The sequence below is a fragment of the Mycobacterium simiae genome, assembly GCF_008370645.1.
GTDB classification, from domain to species: Bacteria; Actinomycetota; Actinomycetes; order Mycobacteriales; family Mycobacteriaceae; genus Mycobacterium; species Mycobacterium simiae_A.
In genome coordinates, this window is the sequence record NZ_VTZN01000013.1 from 1 (window position 1) to 12,766 (window position 12,766).

General features: G+C 65.2%; 10 protein-coding genes. 8 read left to right on the forward strand and 2 right to left on the reverse strand.

Features of this window, described 5'->3' with window-relative positions:
* From F0Q45_RS29005 to fni, 8 genes are all read left to right on the forward strand, one after another.
* A partial coding sequence (locus F0Q45_RS29005) for a hypothetical protein (RefSeq protein ID WP_262490861.1) occupies nucleotides 1-90 on the forward strand: 90 nt, incomplete at its 5' end.
* Between the two features lie 326 nt (nucleotides 91-416).
* A complete protein-coding gene (locus F0Q45_RS03855; RefSeq protein WP_149652669.1) occupies nucleotides 417-1,610 on the forward strand; it encodes a transcriptional regulator in 1,194 nt (397 codons plus the stop codon).
* A gap of 133 nt (nucleotides 1,611-1,743) precedes the next feature.
* On the forward strand, nucleotides 1,744-3,237 hold the full coding sequence (locus F0Q45_RS03860; protein ID WP_149652670.1) for an aldehyde dehydrogenase family protein: 1,494 nt from the start codon (nucleotides 1,744-1,746) through the stop codon (nucleotides 3,235-3,237).
* A 163-nt stretch (nucleotides 3,238-3,400) separates the two neighbouring features.
* The gene (locus F0Q45_RS03865; protein ID WP_149652671.1) at nucleotides 3,401-5,671 is read left to right on the forward strand and encodes a molybdopterin-containing oxidoreductase family protein; all 2,271 of its coding nucleotides are present in this window, start codon (nucleotides 3,401-3,403) and stop codon (nucleotides 5,669-5,671) included.
* Between the two features lie 2 nt (nucleotides 5,672-5,673).
* Nucleotides 5,674-5,910: a hypothetical protein gene (locus tag F0Q45_RS03870; RefSeq protein WP_223163869.1), complete on the forward strand. Its 237-nt coding sequence runs from the start codon at nucleotides 5,674-5,676 to the stop codon at nucleotides 5,908-5,910.
* Between the two features lie 37 nt (nucleotides 5,911-5,947).
* Nucleotides 5,948-7,429: a long-chain-fatty-acid--CoA ligase gene (locus F0Q45_RS03875; RefSeq protein WP_149652672.1), complete on the forward strand. Its 1,482-nt coding sequence runs from the start codon at nucleotides 5,948-5,950 to the stop codon at nucleotides 7,427-7,429.
* Between the two features lie 141 nt (nucleotides 7,430-7,570).
* The gene (locus tag F0Q45_RS03880; RefSeq protein WP_149652673.1) at nucleotides 7,571-8,542 is read left to right on the forward strand and encodes a hypothetical protein; all 972 of its coding nucleotides are present in this window, start codon (nucleotides 7,571-7,573) and stop codon (nucleotides 8,540-8,542) included.
* Between the two features lie 266 nt (nucleotides 8,543-8,808).
* Nucleotides 8,809-9,846, forward strand: coding sequence for a type 2 isopentenyl-diphosphate Delta-isomerase (gene fni, locus F0Q45_RS03885; protein WP_149652674.1), 1,038 nt, complete (start codon nucleotides 8,809-8,811; stop codon nucleotides 9,844-9,846).
* A 9-nt stretch (nucleotides 9,847-9,855) separates the two neighbouring features.
* Here fni and F0Q45_RS03890 read toward each other — a convergent pair whose 3' ends face one another.
* Together F0Q45_RS03890 and F0Q45_RS03895 are read right to left on the reverse strand one after the other, a co-directional pair.
* Nucleotides 9,856-10,440, reverse strand: a complete 585-nt coding sequence (locus tag F0Q45_RS03890) for a MarR family winged helix-turn-helix transcriptional regulator (protein ID WP_149652675.1) — start codon at nucleotides 10,438-10,440, stop codon at nucleotides 9,856-9,858.
* 34 nt (nucleotides 10,441-10,474) lie between these two features.
* A complete protein-coding gene (locus tag F0Q45_RS03895; protein ID WP_149652676.1) occupies nucleotides 10,475-12,748 on the reverse strand; it encodes an MMPL family transporter in 2,274 nt (757 codons plus the stop codon).
* Nucleotides 12,749-12,766: the final 18 nt, after the last annotated feature.

Sequence of the window (12,766 nt, forward strand, 5' to 3'; positions counted from 1 at the left end):
GTCGCGCCGTATCCCGGACCCACCGGCGAACGCGCCCAATGGTGGTGGTACGACCCCTTCCAACCCCAGCCGCCACCGTCAACCAACTAGGCTGGTCGCAAGCAGCGTATCGACGCCGAAACGGATTGCAGCATAGAGCATTTCGTTGCGCCACCCGCTGCCCTCCGACTTTTGATATTCAAGATCGCCCAACCAAGCCGGCCACCGGAGCGAGCCGATACCCGAGCAAGTGCGTGACGTCTCGGACAGCTCCGGCATATCCTGAGACACATAATTGAGAGCTGGCTCACATCCGCCCTACGCCGGTAGGGTGGGCCGCTTTGGTAGGCGACATCGGAAAGCCGGCACCGGCGCGTCCGATGCCTTAGAAGAGCATTAGTGGAGCCTGCAGGCGAGCAGAGATGGCGGGAGTAGCGGTGACGGGCGATCGGGGACTTCGCGCCAGACGGTCGGCGACCTATCGATCCTGGTCGCAGTTCATGTCGGGCCAAACACCGGCCGACATCCGTCCGGAAGTGTTGTCATCATGGTGTCGCACCCGCCGGCTGCTCGCTCCCGACATAGCCATAGCCCCGCTCGGACACGCCGAAGCGAACCATGAGGCGTTGCTGGCATCGACCCGGGTGCTCGACGACACCATGCGGGACACGCTGCGGGAGTCGAACGTGGCCGTGGCCATCGCCGATCTGCGGGGACAGATCGTGTGGACCACCGGTGAGCCGAGGCTGATGAGGGTGGCCGAAAAAGTCAACTACGCGCCGGGCGGGTTATGGGACGAAGCCAGCATCGGCACCAACGCCATGTCGTTGGCGTTGAGCTGTGATCGCCCATCGGCCATCTGCTCCGCGGAGCACTGGTCTTTGGCTTTGCATGACTGGTCGTGCTACGCGGCACCGATCCGGGACCCGAAGACGCAGCGGCGGTTTGGGGTGCTGAACTTCTCCACGCCGTGGGACCGAGCTCACCCGGCGATGTGCATGGCAGTGACCGCGTTGGCCCAGCGGTTGGGTGCGGAGACCGCCGCCAGCGCCGCCGCCTCCGATCTGGGTGGTGACGGCATCCGGCTGAGCGTGCTTGGCGAGCATCTGCTCACGGTGGCGAGCCGTCCGGTGCGATTGACTCGCCGCCAGACCGAGATCATGCTGCTGTTGGCGATGCACCCGGCCGGGGTCAGCCTGGCGGAGTTGCACGCCGACCTGTACGGCGATGAGGCTGTGCAGCTGGGCACCCTCAAGGCGGAGGTGTCGCACCTGCGCCACCTTCTGGACGGGCGGGTGTCGCGTACGCCGTATCGGCTCCTCGGCAAGGTCAGCGTGGACGCGTTAGACCTGCTCGAGGATCTGCGCAAGGCTAGGGTCGCCGACGCGGTCATCCGCTTCGGCGGCCCGCTGCTGCCGTGGTCGGAGTCACCGCGCATCGTGCGCCTGGCGCGAACCGTGGAGGTTGCGGTTCGCGACGCCGTCCTCAACAGCAACGATTACGAGTCGGCGTTGGCGCTAGTGCCCCACATGGAAGAGGACACCGCGCTCGCCGACCACATCATGCGGATTCTGCCGCCCGGCGACGGCCGCCGCCATATTCTGCGCGGCCACCTGACCAGCATCGACTGACCTGGCGAGCACAACCTACCGGGGACCAACGTTGGCCGCCTAACTTCGCCAATGTGGATGCTCCCTGTGCGGTCGGCGGGTACGCGCTGGGCGCTCCCCGCTGCACCCAATACCGGTCGATTCAGGAGCGCCAATGACAGCCATCAGCACCGACCAGCGCGTCAACGACTTCCTCGCTGCGCAGCGGCAGCTGTTCATTGGCGGGCAGCAGCAAATGTCGTTGTGCGGCAAGACTTTCGACACACCTAATCCTGCGACGGGCGCGCGGCTGGCCACCGTCGCCGAGGGACAGGCTGAAGACATCGACGCCGCGGTGGCGGCCGCCCGGGCCGCCTTCGACGGGCCGTGGAGCGCGATGACCCCGGCGCAGCGGGCCAAGATCTTGTGGAAGATCGGCGACCTCATCGAAGAACATGCCGAAACGCTGGCCGAAATCGAATCCCTCGACAACGGCAAGCCGAAATCGCAGGCGCTGGTCGTCGACATCGCGGCCGCTGCCGAAATTTTTCGCTACATGGCGGGCTGGTGCACCAAGCTGGACGGCAAGACCGTTCAGTTGTCGACACCCTATGCCCCCGGCGCGGTCTTTCACGCCTACACCGTGCGGGAGCCCGTCGGTGTGGTCGGTCAAATCATCCCGTGGAACTTCCCACTGTTGATGGCGGCGTGGAAGCTTGCCCCCGCGCTGGCCTGCGGCAACACCGCCGTGCTCAAACCCGCCGAGCAGACGCCCCTGTCCGCGCTCTACCTTGCCGATCTGATCGACGAGGCCGGGCTGCCTGCGGGAGTGGTCAACGTCGTCACCGGCTTCGGCGACACCGCCGGCGCCGCGTTGGCCGCGCACCCGGGCGTCGACAAGATCGCTTTCACCGGCTCCACCGAGGTCGGCAAGCTTATCGTCGACGCCGCGCGGGCAAACCTGAAGAAGGTCACCCTGGAACTGGGCGGCAAAGCACCCAACATCGTTTTCGCCGACGCCGACGTCGAGGCGGCCATCCGCGGCGCGGCCGAGGCCATCTTCTTCAACCAAGGACAGGTGTGCTGTGCGGGGTCCCGCCTGTTCGTCGAGAACCGCGTGTACGACGACGTGGTCGCCGAAGTTTCCGAGATCGCCGCGGCGATGAAGCTCGGCGACGGCCGCGCTCCCGACACCACGATGGGACCGCTGGTGTCGGCCGAGCAGCGCGACCGGGTGTCCGGGTACGTCGACGGCGGCCTGGCCGAGGGCGCCGTGGCCGTGACAGGCGGCGCGCCCGCCGCAAACCAGGACGGCTACTTTTACCGGCCGACGGTGCTGACCGGTACCCGTCCCGACATGGCCGTGGTCCGCGAGGAAGTCTTCGGCCCCGTGCTGGTCGTGGACCGGTTCGACGACCCCGCCCAGGTGGTGCGGAGCGCCAACGACACCGTTTACGGGCTCTCCGCGGGCATCTGGACCAAGGACGTGTCCAAAGCCCACCGCATGGCCAAGGCCATGCAGGCCGGCACCGTGTGGATCAACTGCTTCAACATTCTCGACGCAGCGCTGCCCTTCGGCGGCTACAAGCAGTCCGGCTGGGGTCGCGAGATGGGCCAGGAAGTGCTCGACGCCTACACCCAGACCAAATCCGTTGTGACCCTGATCTGACCGGCAGATCAAGGCAAACATCAACTCTTCAGAAAGGAATTCCCCGCACCGCCGTAACACTCCCGTCACCATTGCACTGGCCCGCGGACAATGCGAAGTTATAGGCATAGGCCGTAACGCGCACCGCTGACCGCGATGTCGTTCCCGCCTTGGAGGTACCCCGATGCCATTCGGCTCGACACCACTGCTGAATACCGCACAGCCCGGCGACCCGTCCGGCGTCCAGCTCAACGCCGACGGCACCCGCATCAAACACGTGATCTGCACCGTCTGCGACATCGGCTGCCAGCTGCGGCCCGTCGTCGAGGACGGCGTGTTCACAAAGGTGTTGGCGCACGAAAACCCGTTCCTGGCCAAGAACATCTGCTACAAAGGCACCGCCGCGCCGCGCATCCACAATCACCCGGATCGGCTGCGCGTGCCGTTGAAGCGAATTGGTCCGCGCGGCTCCGATCAGTGGGAAGAGATTTCCTACGCACAGGCGCTGGACGAGATCGCCGAGCGCCTGACGGCGCTGGTGCGGCGCTACGGCCCGGAGACACTGGCCGTGTCGACGTCGGGCTGGAACACCTCGGTCACCAACGGCGCCGACCGCCGCTTCATGAACCTGCTCGGCAGCCCGAACTGGATCAGCGGCGTCGCGCTATGCGCCGGCAACACCGCGGCCGTGAACAAGCTCACCTACGGCTGGTATCCGTTCCCGGACCTGATCAACACCAAGTGCATCCTGCTGCTCGGGCACAATCCACGGCGCCACTCCTGGTCGCCGATTCACCACATGATCAACGACGCGCGGGCGCACGGAGCCAAGCTCATCGTCGCCGACCCCCGCGTCTCCGAGCAGGCCGAAAACGCCGACCTGCACCTGCGGTTGCGGGCCGGCACCGACGCCGCACTGTTATTGGGCTTCCTGGCGGTCATTATCGAGGAGAAGCTTTACGACGCCGACTTCGTGCGCGACTGGACGGTCGGCTGGGAGGACCTCAAAGCCCGCGCCGCGGAGTATCCGCTGCAGCGCGTCGAGGCGATCACCGGCGTGGATCGACAGCAGATCGCCGCGGCCGCGCGGATGTATGCCACCGCACGCGGGGCGGTCATCCCCTGGACCCCGATCACCGACCAGCAACTGTCCTCGACGTCGGCGATCCGCCTGCAAAGCATCCTGCGAGCGATCACCGGCAATATCGACGTGCCCGGGGGCGACACGTTTTCCGGGCTCAACCCCGACTTCATCTCCGATTCGCAGATGGCGCTGCACGAGCTGCTCACCCAGGAGCAGCGCGACAAGCAGCTGGGCTCAGACCTGCACCCCGTCTACACCTATCGCGCCCAGGACATGCTGGGCGACTACAGCGAAAAGGTGTGGGGCTATCGGTATCTCGACCTGGTCATGGGCTGCTACATGGCCAATCCGTCGGCGGTGTTCCGTGCCATGGCCACCGAGCAGCCGTATCCGGTCAAGGCGTTCTTCGCGTTGGGGAACAACGCGCTGCTGAGCTACCCGAACCAACAGCAGATCTATCAGGGCATGATGAACCAGGACCTGATCGTCGTCCATGAGATCTTCCAGACCCCGACGTCGATGCTGGCCGACTACATCCTGCCCGGCGACGTGTTCAGCGAACGCAACAACGTCCATGACTTCTGGAACTGGGTCGCCCGTCTCACGTTGTCGGAGAAGGTGGTTGAGCCGCCGGAGCAGGCCTCGAGCACCTACCAGTTCTGGCGCGACCTGGCGATCCGAATGGGTTTCGGCGAGTACTTCCCGTGGGAGACAGTCGAAGACGTCCTCAACTACCGGCTCTCGCCGTCGGGTATGACGTTTCAGCAGTTCTCCGAACAGCATTACATGAAGGCCGACGTCCCGGTCTTCAAGAAGTACGAGAAGACGGGGTTCGCGACCCCCTCGGGCAAGGTGGAGCTGAGGTCAAGCATTCTGGAGCAATTGGGCTTCGACCCGCTGCCGTACTACCGCGAGGCACCGCAGCCCGACGCCGATTACCCGTACTCGGTGTTCACCGGCGTCCGCGAGGACCCGTTCTTCCAGACCGGGCAACGCAACGTCGACGTGCTGCGCAACCGCGCCCGCTCGCCCAAGCTGTTCCTGCACCCCGTCGACGCCGCCCGGGAGGGCATCGTGGACGGCGACTGGGCGCGGCTGGAAACCAAGCACGGCGCCGTCGTCGCGCAGGTTGCGGTCCAGCAGTCGATGAAGGAGGGCCACATCCGCGTCCCGCACGGCTGGTGGTTCCCCGAGCTACGCGGAAAAGAGCACTTGGCCGGGGCCTTCATCAGCAGTGACGCCGTGCTGTGCGCAGATGAGCCCGAAATGCTCGACCACGAGCAGGGCATCCCGCACTTCAAGGGTTTCGCCGGCCGAATCGTCAAACTCGCCGAGGCGCCGCCGCACGCGGCCGCGGCGCTGAAAGGATAGCGATGGCACGCAGGACGGGCCGCTCGGCGGTCGTGAACCGGATCCTGGCGATCTCCCCGCCACGGGGCAAGATCGCCGAGGTGCGCGCGCGGGTGTTGACCAGAATTGTGAATCGCACCCTCAAGCCCAACCCGTCCTTCACCGACCGGCTGGCCCAACAGCTCATCCTGCGGGTGTCGGGGCGTCCGCCGCACGATCCCGAGCTGGACCACGAGGCATACATGGACAGGCCGGGGTAGGCGGCCGCGGTTGTCGTCAACGCACGACGGGCATGCGATGAGTAGTCTGGGCCGCAATTTGACCGCGGCGAAAGACCGCAATCCCGACCGGATTGCGCTGCGCTGCGAGCAGCTGCAGTTCAGCTTCGCCGAATTCGACGCCGCCGCCGCGCGGGTGGCGACGCTGTTGGAGCGGGCCGGGATCCAGCCGGGGGATCGAGTTGGGCTGATGCTGCCCAACTCGCTCGCGTTCGCGATCGTGTTCTACGGGATCATGTATCGGGGCGCCGTCGCCGTCCCGATAAACCCGTTGCTGAAGCCGGCGGAGGTGTCCTATTACCTGTCCAATAGCGGCGCCAGGGCCTTGTTTGCCGCTGCGGCGACGGGTGCGCCGGGATGGGTCATCGACGATGCTGGACTGGCCGAGCTGATATCTTGCTTGCCAGCCCAGGATTCACCGGTCGAGCGCGACGCCGACGACGTCGCGGTCATCCTGCACACATCGGGCACCACCGGCAAGCCCAAGGGCGCCATGCTCACCCACGCCAATCTGTGCCGCAATGCCGACGTGGTGGTCCGTACCCTGGTCGAGGCCGGGCCCGGCGACGTGGTGATCGGCTGCCTGCCACTGTTTCACGTCTTCGGGCTGACGTGCGGGCTCAACGCGTCGGTCCTGGCCGGCGCGATGTTGACGCTGATGCCGCGGTTCGATCCGCGCAAGGCCATCGACATCATTGCGCGTGACGGCGTCACGGTGTTTCAAGGAGTGCCGACGATGTATTCGGCACTGCTGGGCGTGGCGGCGGAATACCCGCCGCACTCCACGCGCAGCCTGCGGGTCTGTGTCTCGGGTGGCGCGGCGCTGCCGGTGCAAGTCCTCACCGACTTCGAGCAGGCTTTCGGCTGCGCGATTCTCGAGGGCTACGGCCTCTCGGAGAGTTCGCCGGTGGCTTCGTTCAATCACCCGCGCCGGCTGCGCAAGGCGGGCTCGGTCGGCACCCCGGTAGAGGGCGTGCAGATGCGCGTGGTGGACCCCGGCGGCGCTGAGGTCAGCCAAGGGCAAACCGGCGAGATTCAGATCCGCGGCCACAACGTGATGAAGGGCTATTGGAACCTTCCCGAAGCCACCGAGGCCACCATTGCGTCCGAAGGTTGGCTGGCCACCGGAGATGTAGGACGAGTGGACGAAGACGGCTACTTCTACATCGTCGACCGGACCAAAGACATGATCATCCGCGCCGGCTACAACGTCTATCCCCGCGAGATCGAAGAAGTCCTCTACCAGCATCCAGCCGTGGCCGAAGCCGCCGTCATCGGCATCCCGCACGCCCGGCTCGGGGAGGAGGTCGGCGCCGCGGTGGCTCTGAAGAATGATGCGGCGGTCACCCCCGAGCAGCTGCGCGATTACCTCAAGGACCGCGTAGCCGCCTACAAGTACCCGCGGCTGGTCTGGCTGGTCGACGAGCTGCCCAAGGGGCCTACCGGCAAGGTCCAAAAACGAGACATCGTCGTTCCGGCTTATTCCGGATGCGTGCGATGACCATGGCCAAATGGCCTTAACCGCTGAACCGTTGGGGGAGTCTACGGCGGGCGGGCTGCGCCTCGAATAGCACGCTCATGCTGACCTCCGAAGGCGCCGGAGACGGTGGTCGCGGTCGGCTCGGCCGAATACTGTCAAGCCATGGTTTCGGACGCCGCCGGCGCCCTCACGTCTCTCGTCAATGCGAGCGCCATGTTGCTGGTGCCCGCGATGATGGGCTTCTCCACGGTCCTGTGCCTGGCGCGCGCGCCGAGCCCGCTGACGATGGTCGCTATCTACGAGTACTTAGGGCGCATAAAGCTTTTCGACCGAATTTGGCTGCTGGGCGGGTGCGGGTGGATCGGTTGGGCCGGCCTGCAGGGCGGTGCGCCGGGCTGGACCGTCGCGACCGGAGCCACGGCAGTGGTGCTGGCAGGCTTCCACTTTTGGTTGACGGGGTCGCTGCGCAGGATGCTTGCGCCGTTGGTCGAGGCAATACTGCGCGCTGGCCCGGTGACCACAGTGAGCGGGGACGGGCTGCTCGTCGCTCGTCGTCGGACTCGCGAAGGCACTCCCGCGCTGCCGATCGATTGGGCTGTGCGAACACTCGGTCTCGTGCTGCTCGGGTGTGCTGGGCTCTTCGTCAGCGTCGCGCTGGTCGCGGATCCGTCGTCGTTCGGCCTCGAAATCCTGGTCGGTGGCTTCTGGCTTTCGCTCGGCGTGATTGGGATCGACCTGGCCCAGGACGTGTGGCCCGGCACCACCTCACCGGCCCGCCTGGCCGAGTGCTCCCGGTACTACGTGCAGATGTTCGAGCAGAGCAAGAACGTTGGAATACTCATCGGCTTCGCCACCGTGTTGATCGGAGCACCACTCGCCTGGGCGACCGGTCGTGCTGCGGCCCCGGTGCTGGCGTTCCCGCTGTGGATCGGGGCCTGCCTTGTGTTCGCGATCTTCTTCAACCAGGTGTTGTACCGCAAGGGATGGAGTCGAAGCCGGCTGCCGCTGCCGGTGTCGGTGAACGAATACAGCGCTACGCACCCGCTTTGGGCCCACTTTTTCACCCTGATTCACTCCGTGATGGCCATCGCGTTGTTGGTCGGCCTCGTCGCGCTCCATCCGATTCGCCCCTGAGTTCGGGTGATGGATGACCTGTCAGCCGGCTGTTAACCGATATGCGTCGAGATTGACGCCAGCGCGGAAAAGTACGAGAAGGAGTGAGGCTAACGTGGATCTCGGCGCAAGAGCGCGCCAGCTCCTAAGCTGGAGCGCGGAGAATTAAGCTTCAATCACTAAACAATTCATTTGCTTAACAAAACCTGCGGACCGCTAAGCTGCTTAGTGACGGCACGCTACCAGTCGACAAGGATCGCGATGACAGCCACCTTCGCTGGCCAACCGTGAGCACTGATCCGGCCGAACTGGGGCGTCGCAAGCGGCGCCACATCGACGTGTGTCTCAACGGCGAGGTCAACTACGTTGGCGTGACGACCGGGCTGGAGCGCTACCGTCTCCCCTTCAACGCGCTAACCCAGACCAGTCTGGCCGACATCGACGTGTCGGCCCGATTTTTTGGTGCCAATCTGCGCGCACCGATTCTGATCGGCGCCATGACCGGCGGCGCTGAGCTGTCGGCGACGATCAACCGCAATTTGGCGACAGCGGCGCAGCGGCTCGGCATCGGGATGATGCTCGGCTCCCAGCGGATCATGCTCGGCAATCACCGGGTCGCGGCGAGTTTTGCGGTACGCGACGTCGCCCCAGACGTGTTGCTGATCGGCAACATCGGCCTGGCCCAACTGACCAAGGCCGCCGTGCCTGACATCGGCCAAGCGCTGGATCGAGTGGGCGCCAATGCGCTTGCAGTGCATACTAACTCGTTGCAAGAGGCGATGCAGCACAACGGCGATACCGACTTTTCCGATTCGCTGGGGCGGCTTTGTCACGCCGCCGCCGCCTTGGGCTACCCGTTGCTGCTCAAGGAAGTTGGGCACGGCATCGGCGGCTCAGCGGTTGCCCAATTGCAACAGCTGCCCGGCGGGCTGCCGGTGGCGGGCATCGACGTGGCGGGCGCCGGAGGCACGTCGTGGTCAAGGGTCGAGCAATTGGTTCGCTACGGCGAGCTGCGCTACCCGGAGCTGGCTGACTGGGGCATACCTACCGCTCAGGCCCTCGTCGAGGTGCGCCAAGCGTTGCCGAGCATCCCGCTGGTCGCCTCCGGCGGTATCCGCACCGGAATGGACGCGGCCAAAGCGCTTGCCTTAGGTGCTGATGTGGTTGCGATGGCTCGCCCCTTGTTGGCGCCTGCGATCGAGTCGGCGGCTGCCGTCGAAGAGTCGCTGCAGCATTTCATCGACGAGCTTCGGATTTGTCTGCACTGCTGCGGCGCAACGGATCTCAACGCGCTGCGTGCGGTCGGCGTGACACCGATTTCCTAGCCGAGCCAGTCAGGGCCTGCTCGGTTTGACCGCTGGCTTCCGCCGCCGACCGGTTGTCGCTTTCGACGGTTTCTCCGCGCCGGCCGACGATTCCGCCGGCGGCGCGTAGAGCTCGCTTTCGAACGTCGACATCCCTTGGATCATCGCCGAAAATACCTCGTGAGCGATACGCAGGTCTCGGTCGGGCAGCTCGGCCATGGCCGAGCGGAGGTGCTCGCCGAGCGGCCGGAAGAACTCGTGAGCCAGTCCCATACTGCCTTGCTGCAAGCGCAGCAGCGACTTGCGACGATCTCCGGGATCCGGCTCGCGACGGATATGCCCGGCGTCGATCATGCGATCGGCAAGGTAGGTGATCGCCGCGGCCGAGACGTCCAGGCGCTGGCTTAGCTGGGCGGGCGTCAACGGTGTTCCGACGGTTTCGGCGACCATCAGGTGCAGCAATGCGTGAAAGTCGCCGTGACTCAAATCGTTCTGTCGAGCGTAGTAGCGGCCGACCCGGTCAGAGTGGGCATTGATCGCCCGCAGATCAGCGGCGAGCAGTCTTTCCAGCTCGGGTCGACTCGGTTGTCCACTCGCAGCGACGCGCTTGGTCACTTGCCTGCATCCTTCTTGGCGATAGGCCGCCAGCTTATCGCTGCGGCTCCCAACGTGGTCGCCGACGCGGCCTTTTCTTTGGGTGTTCGCTCGGAACTGCCGATTTTCCAGCAAAGGCCCGCTGGTGTATTCGGGCCAGTGCTCTAGGCGCCCACCAGTTCAAGCTGCCGAACACCTGCATGAAAGCCGGGACCAGCAGCACTCGCACCAACGTCGCGTCCACCAGTACCGCAATCGTCAGGCCCACCCCGAACATACGCATGAAGGAGACTTCGGCGGAGATCAGCCCAGCGAATGAGATCGACATCAACAGCGCAGCGGCGGTGATCACCCGTCCCGTGTGGGCCAGGCCCAATGCGATGCTTTCGTTGTTGGCGGCGCTTGTCTGCGACGACTCGAGCCAGTATTCGCGGATGCGCGCTAAGAGGAAAACCTCGTAATCCATCGACAATCCGAATGCGATACAGAACATCAGCACCGGTATGTTCGCCACCAGCGTGCCGGTCGGCGTGGTGCCCAGCGCGCCCAGATGCCCGTCCTGAAAGATCCATACCAGGGCGCCGAAGGCCGCGGTGAGCGAGAGCACGTTGAGCAGCACCGCTTTGATTGGCAGCACCACACTGCCCGTCATGAGAAAGAGCAGCACCAATGTCACGACCGCGATGAAACTGAACACCAGCGGCAATCGTGACGTGATGCCGTGGATGGAGTCGCGATTCAACTGGGCAATGCCGGTCATGTGGACGTCGCGCCCGCCCGGCGGCGTGACCGCGTGAAGCAGGTCCAGCTGAGTCTCCGAGGCCTGCGTATACAGCGGTGCGACGCTGTCCACGGTGAGGTAGGCGCTGCCGTCTGCCAGTGCGGCTGGGGCTGACGGCGGTCCTTTGAGCTGGCCGGTGACGAACGTGCCCGTCGGCGCGGACACCGCTGCCACAGCGGTGACCTCGGACAGCTGTGCGGCGTAGGTGTCAAGGTCCGGCTTGGTCAGGCCGATGGTGTCGGGAATGACGATCGTCACGCGGGTCGCAGAATTCGAACTGAAGTCGCTGCGGATGCGGTCGCTGACCATGCGCGCCGACGCGGACGACGGCAATACCCGGTCGTCGGGATACCCCCACTTGATGCCGAGGAACGGCAGCCCCAACGTGACCAACACGGTGATGATCACCAGGCCTACCGGAATAGCCTGACGCATCACGAGTTTGGCCGTTCGGTACCAGAAGGTCTGCTCGACAGGCAGCGGCGTTGGCTGCGGGCGGCGCAGTAGCCGCCGACCCAGCTGCCAGACGTTGAGCGCATCGAGCCGGTGGCCCAGCAGCACCAACACGGTCGGTGCCACCACCACCGCCGCCAACGCGGAGAACACCACAACGGCAACGCCGGCATAGGCGAAAGACTTCAGGAAATACATCGGAAACGCCACCATCGCGACCAGCGACAAGGCCACCGTCATCGCAGAAAACAGCACGGTGCGCCCGGCAGTTGTCATGGTGCGGACCAACGCTTCGTCGCGGTCGCATCCGTCGGCAAGCTCGTCGCGGTAACGACTGATGATCAACAAGGTGTAGTCGATAGCCAAAGCCATCCCCAACGCGACCGTCACGTTTAGCGCAAAGATCGACACGTCGGTGACCAAAGCAATCCCACGCAGCACCGCAAGCGAGCCCAGGATCGCGAAACCGCCTACGGCTACCGGCAATGCCGCGGCCAGCAACCCGCCGAACACCCACACCAGCGCAACGAAACTTAGCGGAATCGCGATGAGTTCCATTCGCAGCAAGTCTTTTTCGGTTTGCTGGTTGACCTGGGTGTAGACCATCGCCGACCCGCCGGCCAGCACCGTGACGCCGTCGCGGTCGCGGGCGAGCCGATCGGCGAGGGCCTGAGCGTGCTTGGGTGCGCTGCTTTCATCCCCGTGCAGCGCCGCCAGAATTATCGCGGACTTTCCGTCGGTGCTGATCATGCCGGGGGCGGGTTGCGGTGTGTCCCAGGGCGAGACGACCTGTGCCACGAACGGCGATGCGGCAAGCTGTCGGGCCACATCGGTGCCGACGATGCGGGCCGGACCGCTTTGCGCGCCGCCTTCTGAGCTCACCAGCAGCACCAGGTCCAGGTCGCCCCGGTGGAACTTCTCGGCGAGCACTGCTGCGGCGCGGGCGGATTCGGATGTCGGATCGACGAATCCGCCCGGCGCCAGACTAGTCGCGGCGGGAATGCCGAAGATGGCGGTGCCGAGCATCACCAGGATCGTGGCTGCGATGACCCGTCGTGGCGCGCGGATGCAGATCCGGGCCATTGTCGCCAACATGTGACCGTCCTTTGGGGT